The sequence below is a fragment of the Paenibacillus sp. N22P23 genome (genome assembly GCF_059383735.1).
In genome coordinates this window covers 1,065,958-1,083,018 of the sequence record NZ_JBXENT010000001.1, presented here as the reverse complement: position 1 = coordinate 1,083,018, position 17,061 = coordinate 1,065,958, and the positions used below count along the sequence as shown (strand labels likewise).

Sequence of the window (17,061 nt, the reverse complement as noted above, 5' to 3'; positions counted from 1 at the left end):
CATTTTCCATTATATGTAACAAGCTTTATTCATTTTCATAGAATAGAGCATGTCTTATGAAGAAAGGAGTGAAAAGAACATGTCTTCATTTTCTACGGGTATCGTAACAAATACCAGAGATTTTGGTACAGCTTCTTCTAATATTGTCGTAAGTACAAGAAATTTGGATTTGGTAAATCCGGTTACAGTTATGGTCGAAATATTCGCTTCCGTTGATTCGAGTCTATTCTATACAGCGTATCTTACTTCGTATACTCTACCTGCAAATTCGTTTGATGTTCGCGAGTTTTTTATTGCAGGCAATGTTGCTTATGAAGTACAACTTAATCTTTCCTTGGTTAATGCTTTGTTAACTGTTGTCGGAATAAACGAATTCGGTAATCTAGTCGAAGATCAGGCTTTTACCCAGTCGGAACTCAATTTTATTCCTGCACTTAGTCCTGCTTTGTAACAAGAAGTTTCATTTCTCGAAAAAGGCTACCGACTTTCGGTAGCCATTTTTTACAAATTAGTGCTTATTAAGCGCGATCGCGTTCACCTGAGCGACTGCGTAATCCGGCAAGACCGAGCAAACCAAGCAAGCCCAGCCATCCCCAATCGAAATCGTTATCATTGGTGTCTACTGCTGTGGCACGCAGGTTATTCGTCAAACCCGCACCACCGGATATGGTTTTGTTGGTCATTGTTCTGTAAGGACTCATATTGGCATTGTTGCTATAATAATTTCTTGTCCTGTTCGTATTGTTCAAATTCATGTCAGTAGACGTCCTAGGCGTGCCGGGAATTCCATAAACATCTGGTGTACCGGTAGCGCCAGGTGTCCCGTTTAAATTACCGTTTCCATACATACTTGAATGGCTTCGGTTCGTATCAACATTGCTCATCGAAGTATTTGCCATGGCTGGAAATGCAAACATGGCAGACAAAGTTACACACACAGCTGCACTAGCGATTGCTTTTTTCACGGATTCACAACCTCCACAAGTTTAATGACATAATGAAAATAAGCTACATGTTTGTTTTCTCCTTAATCGAGTCGCTCCATTCTTGCTTTCTGCTGGTAACCCATTTGTTGGTTGAGGAATCATTAGTATGTAAACGCAGCAAACCCAGTGCTTAGTCGGCACTGGGTTTGCGTTCGCATTACGATTGGTATTGATTACTTCTTCTTAGCTGCAAGCTGCTGGCGGTATTCTAACGCTGGTAGTCCACCCCAGCCCCAATTATCGGTGTCAACCTCTTCAATGACAACGAAGGTCGCTTCGAAAGGCTTGTTAAGAACGCTCAGCATAAGCTCGCTCGCACCTTTAATGAGTGCTGCCTTCTCTTCTGCTGTAATAGACTGACGATCTGGCGCAGTACCTTCTTTCGTCACTTGGATCGTTACGATTGGCATGTCTGTTCTCCCCTTATTAGCTGGTTTGTTTAATCACATTAATGAATTCATCTGGTGACTGCAGCCCGGACAGACTAACCTTCTCATTAATAATGAAGTAAGGTACTCCTCTGACCCCTAACCTCTGAGCATTACGTTGTCCGGCTTCAACTTTATCGATTCCCTCGCCACTGATTAAGCGTCTTTTCAATTCATCCGCATCATCTGTTACTTTCGAAGCCATTGCGATGCGAACAAGCTCATCCACATTGCCGATATCTATACCTTCCTCAAAATAAGCCTTGTAAAGCGCCTCAATCAATTGCACCTGCAGATGTGCTGGAGTAATTGCAACTAACTGATGGGACTTGGTAGTATTCGGTGTATATTTGACGAGATCCATATTATAGTGAAGGCCAAAGTTAGCGCCAGTCGTGTTATATTGTTTCATTCTTGCTTCGAATTGAGCAGTTCCGCCTAATCTGCCGATCATAACTTTGCGATAGTCTTCCCCTTCTGGACGGATATCAGGGTTAAGTTGGTAAGCGTGCCACCGAACAGTGGCCTTCGTGTCCTCCGGCATTTGTTCTACAGCTGATAGCAGACTCGTTGTTCCCATTCGGCACCATGGACATATCGTATCGAAATAGACATCAATGATTACATGATTCATTTGGCAGTCACTGCTTGCTTTACGGGCTGAACCGTTTTGATATGACGAATATAATCGACCTTGCTTTGTGCTAAGCGTTCATCGGAGAGATTAGACACGTCACTTAGTGCAAAGTGAGGTAAATAGGTCGCGCTGATAAAATGAGCAAGTGCGTCGATCGGTCGCAAAATTTCTTCCAGTGTGTAGCGATTGGCTCCATCTGGTTGGTACGAAGCTTCAGAACCATAGGTCGAGATGGCAACGCCAATCTCTTTCCCTTCAGTTTTACTGCCATCCGGTCCATATGCCCAGCCGTATTGCAAGACGGTGTCAAACCATCTTTTCAGCAATGTCGGCGTGCTGTACCAGAATAGCGGGTATTGGAAAATGATCCGGTCATGAGCTTCAATTAGTGCCTGTTCCTTCGCAACGTCGATATTCTCGTCTGGGTAAACCTTATACAATTCGTGAATCGTGATTTCGCTATGCTTTTGCAATTCTTCACGCCATGCACGGTTTACTCGGGATTGTTCCATATTTGGATGTGTAATAATGACTAGTGTTTTCATATTTATGATCTCCATTCGTATTGGTTTTGTTTGATGATTAGGACATACAATAATTGTCTATTTGCTTAACTTGTATTAACGGCCTGCGTTCTGACCGCCATCTACGTGTAGGATTTCTCCTGTTACGAAATGTGCCGAATCCAAGTAAAGGATTGCATCCACGATGTCGCTCGATTCCCCCATGTGGCCCATTGGATGCAGCTTATTCAAGAAATCATGTGTTTCTGCTGCATGCATTGGCGTTTTAATGATGCCTGGTGCTACTGCGTTCACACGAATTCCCTTATCTGCATATTCAATTGCGAGAGACTTCGTAGCGGAGTTTAAGCCGCCTTTAGTCAGCGAAGCTAAGATGGAAGGAACTCCAGCAATCGGTTGATCTACAAGGCTTGTAGTAATGCTCACGATATGGCCACTTCCGGACTTCAGCATTTCAGCTGCCGCACGTCGTGTAATTTGGAAGAAGCCACCCATATTAATCGAAACTACATTTGCAAAATCTTCATCCGTATATTCTGTAAATGGTTTTGCAAGGAAGATACCTGCATTGTTAACCAGCGTGTCAATACGTCCGAATCTATCCAGTGCAGTAGAGATAACACGATCGGCTACTTGAGGATCAGAAATATCGCCGGCAACTGCAGCGATCTGCATACCTGTAGGATCAATTTCCTTCACGGCCGCAGCAAGTGTGTCTTCGCGGCGTCCATTAATAACGACATTCGCCCCACGCTTCACATATTCCATTGCTGTTGCTTTGCCAATTCCGCTGCTTCCACCTGTGATGATGACTACTTTACCTTGCATGTTCATTGTTTTATCTCCTTCAACCTATTGATAGGTAGTTTATTGGGTTAATTAAATCTCTTTCTCTTCGTCCAAACTAATATTTAGCTATGCGTGTTGTTTTTGTTCATGAGCTTATTCTACCTTTTAGTAGATAGAAAATCAACGGAAAATTCAGGTACTATTCGACTGCATTAGTTGTTCTCGAAATAGCCGACACTCTTCATATAAATGCTTTCTTGTTTCGCTACCAATGCACCGTCTGCCTCTGTAACACGTCTCAATTCGAGCCATTCGGGGTCATTACGGAACCGTTCATAATTCACGTTTCGCAGCTCCATATTCTCATGCTCAACAATATAATAAAGCTGATTTTTCTCTGAATCGGCGTCTTCCCAGAAATGCGTAATTTTCATGCCATGTTTACTGAATAACTGAATAACATGATCTCTGAATCGATCTTGGATAGCCTGCATTTTACCCGGCATAATATGATAATCACGCAATTCATATAACATAGAAATGATTCCTCCCTTTGACCTATTACTAGGTAGATTAATAGTTTAAAAAAGATCCGCTTTATTTTTTACTTTAAAGCGGATAATATTCCTTCAGCAATCGTGTCATATCGCTGCATATCCTTAAAGCTCCTTGCTATTAATTGAGCCCCTTGCACAGCAGCGAATAGCTGATGAGCCTGAGTAGCAGCGGGACCAACCAATCGAAGGCTTCCTTCTTGGCGACCGTTCTCCAAAACCTGTGTTAACCATTCTAGGTTAATTTCAAAGAATCCCGCAACCCCTTCTCGAGCTTTGTCAGATAACGAAGTTAGATCAGTCGATAACATAACTCCCAGACAGGTTCGATAATTGTCTGCAGGTCCAGTGCGATACAGTTCAATAAACTTGACCAACTTGTCTAAACTGTTCTGTGATTCTCCATCGACCTTTGTGATGAAGGCAATGAAATTATCACGGTATCGCTTAATTAACGCTTCTCCCAAATCCTCCTTACTCGGATAATGGTAATGAATACTTGCAGTACGAATTCCGACTTTCTCGGCAATGTGTGCGTAGCTAAATCCGTTAAATCCGGATTCCATTACCATGGACTCAGCGGCATCCAGAATTGCTTCTGCTGTGTTTGTGTTTTTGTTCATGAGGTTATTCTACCTTTTAGTAGATCATAAATCAACCCGGAAATTTCAGGCGGTATTATCTATCGTGCTCGAATCGGGATTTAAATATGCTTCCGACCGATGCAGCCGATAACTTGTATATCTCGTTCTTTCGTTGTAAATACTTGGAACAACCATTGTCAGTAAGGAGAGTTCGAGCTTATGAAAGTACAAACAAGAGAACAGGTCACTGGAACCCAGCTCGGCTTTTTACTGATTACATTTGTCATTTCTACGATTATCTTGACGGTCCCCGGAATCATGGTCATGTTCGGAAAACAAAATGCATGGATGTCCTTCTTCCCAGCCTGCTTGACTGGATTGCTTAGTATTTGGGTGATGATTACACTCGGGAAACGTTATCCGGGATTAACGATTACCCAGTATAGTTCCAAAATCGTCGGCAAATGGTTAGGCGCTTTGCTGGGAATCAATTACATCTACTATTGGTATGTATCCATAACAACGATAACCATGCAGCATGTAGGTTTTGTAAGTACGCTGTTGTTACCGCAAAGCCCACATATCGTCGGAAGTCTAACATTCTTAGTCCTATGTGCGATAGCTGTAATTACCGGTATTGAAGTTATCGCAAGATGCAATGAACTCATTAGTATTATCATCTTGGTTTCTTTACTGCCTCTATTAGTCTTGACTGCCAGCATAGGCGATTTCAATCAATTAAAGCCCATTATGGGAGATGGCATAGTCCCCGTTCTACAAGGAGCTGTCAGTCCGGCTGGCGGATTTATGAATCAATTCTTTATTTTGGGCTGGCTATACCCTTATTTGAATCAACCTGAGAAAGCACGCAAAGTATCGTTAATCGCTCTTACCACCATTTTCGTAATCATCGTAGCCATTGTATTGCTTACCATTACGGTACTTGGTCCTCTCACAGGCAAATTGACCTATTCTTTCTTAAGTGTCATTCAATATATAGGCATAACAGGATCATTTGAACGATTGGAGGCAGTCGCTGTATCCATTTGGGTGATGGGATGTTTCGTAAAGGTCGCCATTTGCTTGTTTATCTTATGTCTGTGCGTAAGTCATCTCTTCGGAATCCGAAATTATCGTGATATCGTTTTACCAGTATCCTTGATGTCACTCGTGGGCTCTGTATGGATCTTCAAGAACGGGTCAGAGCTTACGAATTATCTCGCCTTCACTTTCCCGCTCTTGGCCTTCTTCAACCAAAGTTTCTTGCCGTTGTTATTACTACTGATTGACTCCATCAAACGAAGTGCACGCCAATCACTGCTTTAGCAGCATTTTCACAATAGGTTCGAAAATCATTCTAGCCGGTTCCGTGAAGCTAGGGATATTAATCCTTGCCATTAAGATAGAACCTACGATAGCGGAAATGCTCAGTATACTTCCGTAAACTACTGCTTCTTTAACTTTTTGCTGACTTCGCAGGGCATTCATTTTAACAATGGCCCATACCGACAATAGAAGTACATACCCCGCTATTTGCACCATCATCTAATGATATCCTTTTCTTTCAATTGTAGTGGAGCACCAGCCATCCCAGCCCCGTTAATCTTCAGATTAGCACGAATCGAAACTTCCACTTCGGGATATCTGCGATCCCATTGGTCTTTGAGCACTTTCCACTCTTTCGGATGGTTACGGTAGATTTCTTGTCCGAAACCAATACTGTCAACCTTGTAATTCTTTTGGATTTTAGCCAGTACTTTACGGATTTGCAATTCAATCACTTTCTCCATCGCCTTCTGGACAATCTTAAGGTTGTTCGGCCTGCTTACATCCAAGTGCGTATTATTCTCGACTAAACTTGCTTGTCCTTGCACCTGAATGTTGATTTTGATTTCATCTCCGCTTACATGTGAAGTGATTGTTCGCTTCGCATGGTCAATTATAACGCCGACCGATTCACCGTACTGTGGTAAATAAGCAGTGACTCTTCCATTTCTCATCCGATTGGTAGCCCACAACAATCCATTTGTTTCATCTTGATCTAGAAAACCAACTACTTTTAATTCCTTAAAGACGGCTGAACCCATTAGGCTGAATAATTTGTTTTTGCTTCCTTTGAGAGAGGTCGAATGTATATCCTCCTCTATTGCACCCATAACAGGGTTGATACCTTCGCTTGTTGCTTCTATAAAGAAGTCTCGAAGCGTTGCCGATAAATTCCCTCCCAAACCTTCCATTTCCTTGACGGCTTCGGTTGGCACATGTTCAAAGGGGTATTTCGTACGCAGTACTTCCTGTCCTTTTCCCCCTCGTACCACCATCATGTAGGTTTTCAAACGTTGGCGTGGATCGTGCGTGAAAACATCCAGAATATCGTTAATCCCATGTCTGCCATATGCCTCGCTAATGAAGATAACGCTGCGATGGGATGTAAATAATCTTCGTGAGCTCTGATTTTGAAGCTTCTGAAACGCTTCATTTGCATTCCTCCCAGTAGCGGATAGAACAAAAAACCTTTCTTGCTGGCCGCTTTCCCCCATACCAGAAGAAGGAATAGCGATCTGCAAGGAAAGTAATGCATCCCCTTCTTCCGTGATGTCAAATGCCGATCCCAATATGAATGCAAGGTCATTGATTTCGGTTCGGTCCCAGCAACCACTTGTGATCAATACGGTGAATAACAGACCGATGCATAGGATAGGTTTCCTTTTCAAATTCATGTCCCTTTCTCCGTCACTTCGAGTCAGCTAGTTACTTTCGGAAGGCCGGTCTCCTCGGGAGGGGCTTGGTTTCTGATCATCAGCCTGACGGACCGGGTTGCTCATTCCTGTTGACGGCGGACGAGGGGTTCTCGCCCAAATTGGTGTTCGGATAATGACGTCCTTCAGACTGCTGAAGGTAAGGGGCGCAACTGGTTCAAAATAGGGAACGCCAAACGAACGAAGCGCTGTAACATGCAATAAAATGCCCAGAAATCCCAGTACAATGCCGTAGAGGCCCAGCGTACCGGCCAGGAACAAAATCGGAAATCGAAGTAGCCGGATTCCATTTGCAAAGCTGTACCGCGGGATTGTAAAAGCAGCGATACCCGTGATCGACACGATGATGACGACAGGAGCTGAAATAATCCCTGCCTGCACGGCAGATTGACCGATAACCAATGCACCTACTATGCTTACCGCTTGCCCGATTTGCTTCGGCAAGCGAATCCCCGCCTCTCGCAATGCCTCAAAGATGACTTCCATCAACAAGGCTTCAATCAGAGCCGGGAACGGAACAGACTCCCTGGAGGCGGCAATGCTCAGCACGAGATTCGTCGGAATCATTTCCTGATGGAACGTCGTTACGGCAACATAAAGGGGAGGCGCAAATATGGCGATGAAGATAAATATAAATCGGATCCAACGCACGAAGGTCGCGACTGGCCAGCGAACATAATAATCCTCACTAGCTTGCAGTCCGGTCCAGAATGTCATGGGAACGATCAATACAAATGGGCTTGTATCCACAAGAATGGCAATTTTCCCTTCCAGCAGCTCAGCAGCAACCACATCAGGCCGTTCTGTACTGTGCACCAGCGGAAATAGAGAATATGGAGAATCCTCGATGAACTCTTCGATATATGCTGAATCGAGGACGCCATCGATCTTAATCCGAGATACCCTCTTCCTCACCTCTTCAATAATAGATTCAGCAGCAATACCAACGATGTAACTAATGACTACAGTGGTTTGAGATAGTTCCCCAATCGTAACGGATTCCATTTTGAGCCGTGATGTTTTCAGTCTGAGTCGAATTAAACCAATATTCGTTGCGATATTCTCGATGAACCCATCCCTTGGACCGCGTATGACAGGCTCGGAGGAAGGCTCTTCAAGGCTGCGCTGATTACAGCCGTTCACTTTGATCATTAACGCATTGTTGTCGCCTCTCGTCAGCACGATCGCATGACCGTCTACGATCTGGTGAACAATATCCGATACGATGCAGGATAAGCTCGTTCTTGCAGCAGTGATCATAAGATCATCCAAAGCCTCTGCAGGTACCTTGACCCCTTCTTGATGATCCCTTCTGGCGATCAATGGCTGCAAGATATGTTTGTCGATTAGCTCCTCATCTACTAGACTTGCAAGGAAGATGACAATCCATTGATTCTGATCAGTCAAACGAATAGTACGGAATATGATATCATTGCTTTTGTCGAAGATGCGCTTGAAAGTCATTTCATTTTGCTCTAAATCCATCGTTAACCTGGCGCACTCTTCAGTTTCGGAGTGATCCTCCGGTATAGTTGGATACCTGGGTTCGCGTTGTATCCACTTCCTAAACCTCTTCACGGAATGAGCCTCCTAATGAAAATTCGATATATCTATCTTCCCATTATTCGGCAATAATATGCTGAGGCTTCCGAAGGTTAAGGAGATAAGCAGCACCAAAAAAGCAACTGAACCTATGGGTATAGGTCAGTTGCTTTGGGAATGAACTTATTTCTCAGTCGAATCATACTTCTTTAGCCAACGGTATATAGAAGAACTCACGATAGAAAGCACTGCAACGAATACCATTCCCCAGATTATATGATCGAAGGCACGGACTTGCGGCAAATCATACTGCCAAGCAAGTGCACTGGCCGAGAGTGCCACACTGAATCCCCCGCTAATAAACTGCATTAATTGAAATAGTCCCATTCCGGAACCGATTAATTCTTTCGGAAGCAATCGTGACATCTCGTTTGACACCGAACTGGAGATGGCGGTGAAACTGACGCTCGTCAATATAAAGATAGCACCAAGGGCGATATAAGAATGTGTTGCGAACAGCGCCAGCAATACGATTGAGAATAGAAGCAGCCAAGGCATATATCGAATCAAAGATCCATTGCCGTACCGGTCAATAATACGACCTACCCGATTCGAGACAAGCATAGCCAATATTGCGGCAGGGAACAATACTAATCCTGAAGCTCCCGGCGTCAATCCGTAAATGTGTGACAACATTTGAGGTGCCAGGAACAAGAAGCTGAAGCTAGCCATATAGGCTCCAATGGCTACTGCTCCTAATACCAAGTAAGATTTATTACTAAACAGTACGGGCATTACGAATGGATTCTTGGCAGTTCGGATACGCAGCGCAAACAATATGATTGCAACTATGCCAATGCCGAGTGCTAACAAGCTCTTCGATGTTAGGAATAGCAGCAATGATGTCGTTCCAATCCCGATCAGTAAAGCGCCAAGCACGTCAAAGGAACCACCTACAGCTTTCTCAGAAGGCAGCATACGCAGGAAGACCGGAATGAGCAGCAGTGTGATGCCGGTAATGACGAATAGGAAATGCCAGCCCAAATATTGCACGACAGACCCGCCGATAACAGGGCCAAGTCCTAGACCCAGAGAAGTCGAAGCCAGCATAATCGACATGGCTCTGCCGCGTCGGGACAAAGGAATATAGCGAGTTAGAAGCACGATACCGAGTGATGGAATTGCACCTGCACCAGATGCTTGAATGAGTCTAGCCACAAGCAGCAAGCCGAATCCATCGCTAAACAAGCCAAGTAATGAACCTCCCCCTATGGACAGCAGCGCCGCAATAAATAAAGCACGGATCGGTAGAATGTCGGATAACCTGCTGTAGGTTATCGACGCAATAGCAAATACGATCGAATATCCTGTAACGATCCATGACGCAGTTGAAGTAGCGAGCGTAAATTGTTCAGCAACCTTAGGTAGTGCCAGGTTGAACATCATGGTGTTCATAATAACTAATACGACTGTAAATCCAAGCATGAACGTAACGAAATTCTCATTGGTCAACGACTTCTTCTCGGTTGCAGCAGACAGCTGTTCGAGCGGCGAATAGCTCGTAATTGTTTTACTCATATATATAACCTCCCGTGTGGTTGTTGATTCGATTCGTTTGGGAACGATCATTCTTGAATTGTAAAAAAGATTTGATCATCTCGCCGCCACAGCTCAATGTGATCTTATCATTTTGAGAACGATCAGTAAAGAATAATTTTTGCCAGAATGTCTTTAAAGGACTTCGTCGCATCTTGTCGAATAAGATCTGTGTTAATCACTACAGATCCTTAGGAGAATAAGAATGCCTGAAGCTACATATGAACATTGCCCGGAATGTAATCATCAAATGCCAGTTATCGCCGGATACGTGACATGGTGCGAGCAATGTGATTATAACATCCACCCCTTATGGGTTAGAACGGAATCCTTTTCTTTATTTGACCGATTTCAGTTTCGCCTCGGGGTTCAATCTTCCGACAACCTGTACAACGGTTTGGATGACGTCACAACATTTAAGCATCCCATCACGGTAGGTACCATCAGTGCGTATGTGTTTTCCATTTTCCTGCACCTTGCAACAATCTGGATGTTCTTTTTTTCGCTGTATAAAATATTTTGGTCTGAGATGTTAGGTGATTTGGTAATTGGGGTGCCCCTGCTCTTCTTCAGTATTTTGCTCTTCTTGCCTTCTAGAGAAAAACGGGTAAAAATGAAAGTAGTGCGACACGAATATCCTGCGCTGTATCGCCTTGTGGATGAAATCTCGGACTGTCTAGATGCTCCCAAAGTAAACTCTGTCTCCGCCAATTACGAATATAACGCCTATGCAGCCCGATCACGCTTTCGATCTACAACCGTAGTTGGTATTGGTGTTCCGCTCTTCTCGATATTGACTATCCAAGAAAAGATATCTATCCTTGCACATGAATTAGGTCATCACGCGAATCGCGATATGACAAGGAAGCTCATTGTTCGGAAAGCGATGAATACGCTTGGCTCCTGTTATCGTTTATTATTCCCTGTTTCGGACTATACTGAACTTTTCGGACCGTTCCATTCTATCATTGTCTTCGTTCGCAGACGATTAGCGGATATTGTATATTACTGTTATTTTCTGCTGGGTCTCTCTATTTGGAAAGAAGGCCAACGTGCTGAATATTTCGCTGATCTCTCGGCAGCCCGTGTTGTCGGAACAGATGCGGCCATATCGGCATTAGGTAAACTCCATTTTTCCCCAACTTACATGATGACACTGGAAAAGGTCGCTCAACATCGATATTCAACGGAGTTGTTCGAAGAATTACGCAAATTTGTAGCCAATGTACCTGAGAAGGAACAGCAAAGAATTATTAAGATTAGCGAGTCTAGTGCCGTGAAGCTCGATTCCACCCATCCACCGACCATGTATCGCATTCAAAACTTGAAGAGACACCTGATCGAACACCCACTGTTACTTCCGGACGATGCTTTTATCGCACAGTTGAATGAGGAGTTTGCACATCTTGAGCACGTGATCCAAAGAAGATTATTGGATGACTACCGTGCTTGGTACTTATAGTCGTGCCAAGAAGACCGAGCGTATTCGAGCTCGGTCTTTGTACTTCTTATTCTGTGGTTTTCTCTAACACTTTCGAGTGTAGTCTGATAGCATTCTCATTATCCGGATTAGATTGCAGCAGCTCTTCCGCATATGCAGCTGCCTCCGTCATAGCATCCATTGCGAAGAGAGTATTCAGCTTGAGTTCCGCCGCATCCATGTCATTGTTCATATAGCTTAAATAAGTATCAATATCCTGTAGTGCTTCCTTGTATTTCTCTTGGCGGTATTCAATCGATCCTTTGCCAAAGTACGCATAATAACTATCCCGATCAAGCTTAATCGCTTCATTGTAACTATCCAGCGCCTCTTCAAGACGGTTTAATCCATCTAAAGTATTGCCCTGACTTACATACTCCAAATCCGTATTTGGCAATGCAAGAATCGCTTTCTTCACCATAGCTAAGCTAGTATCGTAATCACCCATGCCATAATAAGCAATACTTAAATTGTTAAACGTATCATCTGCATAGGATGGTGCGAAAGTTTCTTTCTCCAATTGAACTAGGTCTGGATGTAACTCATAAATGTTCTGCAAAGCTCTATTAAGAGGTTCCATCGCTTCCGAATATTTGCCATTATTCAAGAAATGGGCAGCAGTATTATTAGCCTCCATTATTTTGAATTGTTCCTCTGAATTCTCATTTTTCAAATACGAGCAGCCCGTCAATAAACTTATTCCTACAGGTACAAGTACGTAAGAAATTCCCCTTGCAAGTCGAATCACGATCGTCCCTCATTCTCTAGATGCAATTTCATTCGTCCATCGCTGAAATTTCCTCTGGACCAATATCTCTCTATTTAAGCATAACTATGAAAATTCAAATATAGGAAATTCCTTCCAAAAGCCCTTTTCTAACTCACACATGATATCAAACCGTACACAAAAAGCCGCATCAGATTAAGCATCCAATGCGGCCTGTTCGCAATTTTATGTTCGAATCTTATATGTTAGCATTGCTTGCCGCGCGCTGCTTTTTCTGAATCGCATGCATGCCCATAATTACCGCTACAAGCTCGTATGAGTCCAAATATTCGCTTTGATTGCTAAGTAGAAAAGCGCCGGATGAAAACCAACCGTTTACTTGCTCAAAACGGGCAACCAACGTCCCGGATTCGTCGGTAATATCATATTCCTTGGAGAATGCCGGAGAAATGATCTCGTAGCTGCCTCGTCCCTCCGTTTCGTACGTGAATTTCTTAGTGAAGAAAGTAAATCTGCTTCTCAGAACGCCTAACTGCTCCCCGTTCGCTTCGCTAACCTCCCATTTGCCGGAGAAGAAAGGAAAACTTCCAGCACACAGCAGCTGATCATTCTGTCCAAATACTTCAATCGCAGAGCCGAAAGCGCTCTTCAAATCCAGATGACCGACATTCTCTTCCTGATCATTAAGAATTTCCGTCACACCAGAATTGAAGAAATTATCCCTGAAATATAAATTCACCGTACTCGCCTCCTCTGTTTGTTAAAGGATCTTCGATAACAACATCTAATAAAGGAGATCATATGATGCATTTCGCGTCCTACTCTTCAAGTTGGACAAATGAACTTGTGTTTAATTTATGCATGAAATCTCGAACAAACATCAGCTGCTCCGGCGTGTAGTCCGCCGAGAACCGCGCCGCTCCCAGCTTAATACGCTCTTCAAGCAGATCGTGAAGTTCATAAATTGTTTCACCCATCTGCGTAATTCGGAAATAAAGTTCCTTCTTATTGCCCGGTAGCGATTCTATTACAATCAACCCAAGTGTCGCAAGGCGCTTAGTGACCTTCGAGACAGTCCCCTTCGGAAATCCGAATTGGCTGGACAAAGCGCTGCCATTCGCCCGGCCAAGCTTACCAATGCCATCCAATACATGGAGCATCATAGGCGTCATTTCTTTCAATTTGTCCTGTACATGCACATCGGGACACTGCGAGAGCAACCATGCTCCCTCCTCGTCGTCTTCTTGCTGTATCTTTATAGCAAACTGTCTGAATGCATCAAAAACCTCTTGTAAAAGCTGTTCGTCATGCTTCTGTTTCATGATCCATAACGCCGCCTTCTTCTTCGTTTAAACTCATTATAGCAAATCCCAGCGAGCTATGTAAAATTGTTTCCGGGAAACATTATTGACATCAGACCTACCGTAAGTTATATTGTTTCCAGGAAACAAAAACTTCAGAGGAGTGGAACTAACATGAATAACATTGCATCCAACCAATTGGCGAATGAGGTATTATCCACGATCATGAATCACCGTTCGATACGTAAATTCAAAGATGAACTGTTAACGAGCGAGCAGGTGGAAACGATTGTCCGTGCTGCCCAGATGGCTGCATCTTCGAGTTTTATGCAGGCTTATTCCATCATTGGACTTACGGATCCCGCTTTGAAACGCGAGCTGCGGGAAATTACGAGAACGCCGTATGTCGAAGAGAACGGTCATCTGTTTATTTTCTGCGCGGATCTTCAGCGACTCACTGTAATGGCAGATGAACAAGAAAAGCAAGACATGAAGGTCATGCTGGAAAGCTCCATGGCATACCAAATCGCAATTGTTGACGCCACGCTTGCTGCTCAGAACGCCGTTCTTGCGGCAGAATCACTCGGGCTTGGCACCGTGATTATGGGAGCGGTGAAGAAAGATATTGTACGTCTTGATCAGATGCTTGGGCTTCCGGAATATGTGACCCCTCTCTTCGGAATTGCAGTAGGCGTTCCGGATCAGCAGCCGGAATTGAAGCCGCGTCTGCCCCTTGAGGCCGTTTACTTCGAGAACCGCTACGCTGCTGCTACTGAACAGCAGGAGCGCATCGAAGCCTACGACCGCGACATGAACGAATATTACCAAACCCGCAGCGAGAACAATCGTATGGACAGTTGGTCGCGTAAACATATTGAGAAACTTACATTGAAAATCTCTCTTGCCGGCATGACGGAATACATTCAAAGCAAAGGGATGAATGTGAGTTAAGCAAGCCGTTGGATAGATAAACGGTTCAGGCCTGTTGGCCTGAACCGGATTGTTATTTTATCGATTCAGCAATCTTCATCGCTTCATCCGCAGATAGCGGGCCGGTAATGGCGTACTGAATATCGTCTACAAGCCAATACAACTCCACGAGTTCAGGTTGTTCAAAAACAAACCCCTCTCTTCCACTCACTTCAGTCGGTTTGAACAAATCTACAGGAAATACAGCTGCCATGCGGCTCACAGTGAACGTCATCGTCTTCTCGCCTGACGTATAAGTGAAGATCACATCCCTCACGGGCTCTCCTTTCATACCCACCGTTACGATCTCCGAAATCGAATAACCTTCCGGCAAGGCGTCCGGTACAAGCAGGCTCGGACCGAAGGACGTTTTTGCTTCTTCTACAGAGCTTATAGGTGTTGTGATCAATTGAGACAGCTGCGAACCACTGGTTCCTTGGTTTGTTGACGGTACATGATCGGCCGTATTCGTACCCGTATTCTGTTGTTGAACGATCACGAATACTGCAATGACCAAAATTGCTGCGGTAATCCCCATTTTCCACACTTTCGGGAAAAAGAACCTACGGTTTATCTTCTCTGCAGCCGCTTGCTGCCGAATCTTCAGTTTCATGCGATTACTCAATTCCATTTCGGAGAAAAGGATGTCATCCGCTTCTTCCCGAAGGTGCTGACGTAACTGATTATCGATGTCTGTCATTTGTTAGTTCCTCCTTATTGATCAGCGCAGCTAACGCTTCACGTGCCCGGTGAAGTCTGTTTCGTACGGTACCTTCCGGTGACGAGGTCACTTCTGCGATCTCCTTCGTACTTAGATCCAGATAATAATACAAATAAAGCGCTTCTTGATACGGTAAAGGTAAGCGAAGCAAAAATTGCAGCAATTCGCTTTTCTTCAGTCGTTCTAGTGCCTCTTCCTCGACACTCATGGTTCGACCTCGCTCCATCTGGCTCGGATCGGTAGGCTGCTCTGTGAACATTCGAACCCCCATTTTGTCTCTGCAGACGTTAATGGTGATTGTCGTCAACCAGGTCTTGATGCTGCTCTCTCCACGGAATGATGACCATTTGCGATAGATGCGTAGAAATACTTCCTGACTGAAATCCTCTGCAAGATGCCGATCACCTGTATAGAAATAAGCGGTACGCATGACGACTGCACCGTAACGATCCATCAGCTGCTCGAGCGCTTCTCCAGGATCTTTCGAGAATTGTTCTTTGTTCTGATTGCCGGCCGGCTTCACTGGATAACCACCTCCACCCTATTAGACGGTCTTCGTTGGAGAATCGCTGCATGGAGATAACAACTTTTTTAATGAATAACCCTTTGTCTAGTAAATGGGCATACAACTATAACATCTGATAGATTCACCACATATATTATTAAGATCCTATGAGAAAGGAGTTGATAGATATGGCATGTGGTTGTAATCGTCCAAACCAAGGTACGCAAGGCACTCAAGGCAGCCAAGGTTCGCGTAACTGTAACTGTAATCGCCCAAACCAAGGTACTCAAGGTACTCAAGGTTCGCGTGGTGATCGTAGTTCGCGTGACTGCAACTGTAGACGTCCAAACCAGGGTACTCAAGGTTCTCAAGGTTCTCGCGGCAGCAATGGTTCACGTGGAAGCAATGGCTCTAGCGGCGGCAACGGTTGGCAGAATAACAGCAACGGCTGGTGGGTATGGCGCGGCTAATATAGCTCGCTTAATGCCTAAATGATTGCGATTTTCGCTCCAAAAGGCCTGTTTATATAGGTCTTTTGGATTTTTATAAAACCCTACATCTGATTACATACTGTTCTCCTATCGTTAGTTTAAAACGGTTCGTAACCAATCAACAGTCAAAGCAACTATAATAAGCAGGCCAATCACAAATAGAATAATCCATACAATTGTAGTTGAAGCTATTATTCCGAAAAATATTTCAAGAATAATCCATATCCTTAGATGTTTTTCTCTTCTGGCTGCTCTTAATTCTAAATAAAATTCGCGAATCTGATATCCGCCTAACGACGTCATTCCAACTCCAAAAATCCAAGCTATTAGCCGACTTCCTTCATGTATCACTAGACTCATCGGCTACACCCCTTTTAGAGTACAGTTCCCAATTTTTGTTTGGGTTATGCTGCTAAACCATAAAAAAAATCCGCCATATACGCGGATTTAAAAAGACGAATGCTAATG

General features: G+C 44.0%; 21 protein-coding genes. 5 read left to right on the top strand and 16 right to left on the bottom strand.

The genetic code is table 11. The features are described 5' to 3' along the window. The first annotated feature begins 79 nt into the window (after positions 1–79). The gene (locus AC506A_RS05280) at positions 80–451 is read left to right on the top strand and encodes a hypothetical protein (RefSeq protein ID WP_495459919.1); all 372 of its coding nucleotides are present in this window, start codon (positions 80–82) and stop codon (positions 449–451) included. 67 nt (positions 452–518) lie between these two features. Here AC506A_RS05280 and AC506A_RS05275 read toward each other — a convergent pair whose 3' ends face one another. From AC506A_RS05275 to AC506A_RS05245, 7 genes are all read right to left on the bottom strand, one after another. Continuing rightward, positions 519–965 carry a WGxxGxxG family protein gene (locus tag AC506A_RS05275; protein WP_495459918.1) on the bottom strand — a complete coding sequence of 149 codons (447 nt, stop codon included), beginning with the start codon at positions 963–965 and terminating at the stop codon, positions 519–521. Positions 966–1,159: 194 nt separating this feature from the next. Further along, entirely contained in the window at positions 1,160–1,396 is a 237-nt protein-coding gene (locus AC506A_RS05270; protein ID WP_495459917.1) for a tautomerase family protein, read from the bottom strand. Positions 1,397–1,412: 16 nt separating this feature from the next. Next, positions 1,413–2,048, bottom strand: a complete 636-nt coding sequence (locus AC506A_RS05265) for a DsbA family oxidoreductase (protein WP_495459916.1) — start codon at positions 2,046–2,048, stop codon at positions 1,413–1,415. Further along, positions 2,045–2,596, bottom strand: a complete 552-nt coding sequence (locus AC506A_RS05260; RefSeq protein ID WP_495459915.1) for an NAD(P)H-dependent oxidoreductase — start codon at positions 2,594–2,596, stop codon at positions 2,045–2,047. The genes AC506A_RS05265 and AC506A_RS05260 overlap by 4 nt, the downstream gene beginning before the upstream one ends. 75 nt (positions 2,597–2,671) lie before the next feature. Next, on the bottom strand, positions 2,672–3,409 hold the full coding sequence (locus tag AC506A_RS05255; protein WP_495459914.1) for an SDR family NAD(P)-dependent oxidoreductase: 738 nt from the start codon (positions 3,407–3,409) through the stop codon (positions 2,672–2,674). A gap of 167 nt (positions 3,410–3,576) precedes the next feature. Then, positions 3,577–3,900: an NIPSNAP family protein gene (locus tag AC506A_RS05250; protein ID WP_495459913.1), complete on the bottom strand. Its 324-nt coding sequence runs from the start codon at positions 3,898–3,900 to the stop codon at positions 3,577–3,579. Between the two features lie 68 nt (positions 3,901–3,968). Continuing rightward, positions 3,969–4,541 carry a TetR/AcrR family transcriptional regulator gene (locus tag AC506A_RS05245; RefSeq protein WP_495459912.1) on the bottom strand — a complete coding sequence of 191 codons (573 nt, stop codon included), beginning with the start codon at positions 4,539–4,541 and terminating at the stop codon, positions 3,969–3,971. 180 nt (positions 4,542–4,721) lie between these two features. Here AC506A_RS05245 and AC506A_RS05240 point away from each other — a divergent pair, with 180 nt between their 5' ends. Then, positions 4,722–5,828 (top strand): GerAB/ArcD/ProY family transporter, encoded by a 1,107-nt coding sequence (locus tag AC506A_RS05240; RefSeq protein ID WP_495459911.1) that lies wholly within the window; start codon positions 4,722–4,724, stop codon positions 5,826–5,828. 215 nt (positions 5,829–6,043) lie between these two features. On the opposite strand, the gene AC506A_RS05235 is transcribed toward AC506A_RS05240, so the two are convergent. From AC506A_RS05235 to AC506A_RS05225, 3 genes are all read right to left on the bottom strand, one after another. Continuing rightward, positions 6,044–7,222 (bottom strand): Ger(x)C family spore germination protein, encoded by a 1,179-nt coding sequence (locus tag AC506A_RS05235; protein ID WP_495459910.1) that lies wholly within the window; start codon positions 7,220–7,222, stop codon positions 6,044–6,046. 27 nt (positions 7,223–7,249) lie between these two features. After that, positions 7,250–8,839, bottom strand: coding sequence for a spore germination protein (locus AC506A_RS05230; protein WP_495459909.1), 1,590 nt, complete (start codon positions 8,837–8,839; stop codon positions 7,250–7,252). A 147-nt stretch (positions 8,840–8,986) separates the two neighbouring features. Continuing rightward, a complete protein-coding gene (locus AC506A_RS05225; protein WP_495459908.1) occupies positions 8,987–10,381 on the bottom strand; it encodes an MFS transporter in 1,395 nt (464 codons plus the stop codon). A gap of 223 nt (positions 10,382–10,604) precedes the next feature. Here AC506A_RS05225 and AC506A_RS05220 point away from each other — a divergent pair, with 223 nt between their 5' ends. Then, a complete protein-coding gene (locus tag AC506A_RS05220; protein ID WP_495459907.1) occupies positions 10,605–11,861 on the top strand; it encodes a M48 family metallopeptidase in 1,257 nt (418 codons plus the stop codon). A gap of 46 nt (positions 11,862–11,907) precedes the next feature. Here AC506A_RS05220 and AC506A_RS05215 read toward each other — a convergent pair whose 3' ends face one another. The 3 genes from AC506A_RS05215 to AC506A_RS05205 form a co-directional block, all read right to left on the bottom strand. Continuing rightward, positions 11,908–12,627: a tetratricopeptide repeat protein gene (locus AC506A_RS05215; protein WP_495459906.1), complete on the bottom strand. Its 720-nt coding sequence runs from the start codon at positions 12,625–12,627 to the stop codon at positions 11,908–11,910. A gap of 217 nt (positions 12,628–12,844) precedes the next feature. Beyond that, positions 12,845–13,345, bottom strand: a complete 501-nt coding sequence (locus AC506A_RS05210; RefSeq protein WP_495459905.1) for an LURP-one-related/scramblase family protein — start codon at positions 13,343–13,345, stop codon at positions 12,845–12,847. Between the two features lie 79 nt (positions 13,346–13,424). Continuing rightward, entirely contained in the window at positions 13,425–13,928 is a 504-nt protein-coding gene (locus AC506A_RS05205; RefSeq protein WP_495459904.1) for a MarR family transcriptional regulator, read from the bottom strand. Between the two features lie 153 nt (positions 13,929–14,081). Between AC506A_RS05205 and nfsA the strand changes: the two genes are divergently transcribed. Beyond that, positions 14,082–14,858, top strand: a complete 777-nt coding sequence (gene nfsA, locus AC506A_RS05200; RefSeq protein ID WP_495459903.1) for an oxygen-insensitive NADPH nitroreductase — start codon at positions 14,082–14,084, stop codon at positions 14,856–14,858. Positions 14,859–14,910: 52 nt separating this feature from the next. On the opposite strand, the gene AC506A_RS05195 is transcribed toward nfsA, so the two are convergent. Both AC506A_RS05195 and AC506A_RS05190 read right to left on the bottom strand, forming a co-directional pair. Beyond that, a complete protein-coding gene (locus AC506A_RS05195; protein WP_495459902.1) occupies positions 14,911–15,576 on the bottom strand; it encodes a DUF4367 domain-containing protein in 666 nt (221 codons plus the stop codon). Next, the gene (locus AC506A_RS05190) at positions 15,560–16,120 is read right to left on the bottom strand and encodes an RNA polymerase sigma factor (RefSeq protein WP_495459901.1); all 561 of its coding nucleotides are present in this window, start codon (positions 16,118–16,120) and stop codon (positions 15,560–15,562) included. The genes AC506A_RS05195 and AC506A_RS05190 overlap by 17 nt, the downstream gene beginning before the upstream one ends. A gap of 177 nt (positions 16,121–16,297) precedes the next feature. On the opposite strand from AC506A_RS05190, the gene AC506A_RS05185 reads away from it, so the two are divergent. Beyond that, positions 16,298–16,597 (top strand): hypothetical protein, encoded by a 300-nt coding sequence (locus AC506A_RS05185; protein ID WP_495459900.1) that lies wholly within the window; start codon positions 16,298–16,300, stop codon positions 16,595–16,597. Between the two features lie 89 nt (positions 16,598–16,686). Here the strand turns inward: AC506A_RS05185 and AC506A_RS05180 are convergent, their stop codons facing one another. Further along, a complete protein-coding gene (locus AC506A_RS05180; RefSeq protein ID WP_495459899.1) occupies positions 16,687–16,953 on the bottom strand; it encodes a hypothetical protein in 267 nt (88 codons plus the stop codon). Between the last annotated feature and the right edge of the window lie 108 nt (positions 16,954–17,061).

Bases quoted from the DNA above. Each gene is read 5' to 3' on its own strand.
- AC506A_RS05280 (WP_495459919.1), top strand. From the start codon at position 80: ATGTCTTCATTTTCTACGGGTATCGTAACAAATACCAGAGATTTTGGT.
- AC506A_RS05270 (WP_495459917.1), bottom strand. From the start codon at position 1,396: ATGCCAATCGTAACGATCCAAGTGACGAAAGAAGGTACTGCGCCAGAT.
- AC506A_RS05265 (WP_495459916.1), bottom strand. From the start codon at position 2,048: ATGAATCATGTAATCATTGATGTCTATTTCGATACGATATGTCCATGG.
- AC506A_RS05260 (WP_495459915.1), bottom strand. From the start codon at position 2,596: ATGAAAACACTAGTCATTATTACACATCCAAATATGGAACAATCCCGA.
- AC506A_RS05255 (WP_495459914.1), bottom strand. From the start codon at position 3,409: ATGAACATGCAAGGTAAAGTAGTCATCATCACAGGTGGAAGCAGCGGA.
- AC506A_RS05250 (WP_495459913.1), bottom strand. From the start codon at position 3,900: ATGTTATATGAATTGCGTGATTATCATATTATGCCGGGTAAAATGCAG.
- AC506A_RS05245 (WP_495459912.1), bottom strand. From the start codon at position 4,541: ATGAACAAAAACACAAACACAGCAGAAGCAATTCTGGATGCCGCTGAG.
- AC506A_RS05240 (WP_495459911.1), top strand. From the start codon at position 4,722: ATGAAAGTACAAACAAGAGAACAGGTCACTGGAACCCAGCTCGGCTTT.
- AC506A_RS05235 (WP_495459910.1), bottom strand. From the start codon at position 7,222: ATGAATTTGAAAAGGAAACCTATCCTATGCATCGGTCTGTTATTCACC.
- AC506A_RS05225 (WP_495459908.1), bottom strand. From the start codon at position 10,381: ATGAGTAAAACAATTACGAGCTATTCGCCGCTCGAACAGCTGTCTGCT.
- AC506A_RS05220 (WP_495459907.1), top strand. From the start codon at position 10,605: ATGCCTGAAGCTACATATGAACATTGCCCGGAATGTAATCATCAAATG.
- AC506A_RS05205 (WP_495459904.1), bottom strand. From the start codon at position 13,928: ATGAAACAGAAGCATGACGAACAGCTTTTACAAGAGGTTTTTGATGCA.
- nfsA (WP_495459903.1), top strand. From the start codon at position 14,082: ATGAATAACATTGCATCCAACCAATTGGCGAATGAGGTATTATCCACG.
- AC506A_RS05195 (WP_495459902.1), bottom strand. From the start codon at position 15,576: ATGACAGACATCGATAATCAGTTACGTCAGCACCTTCGGGAAGAAGCG.
- AC506A_RS05180 (WP_495459899.1), bottom strand. From the start codon at position 16,953: ATGAGTCTAGTGATACATGAAGGAAGTCGGCTAATAGCTTGGATTTTT.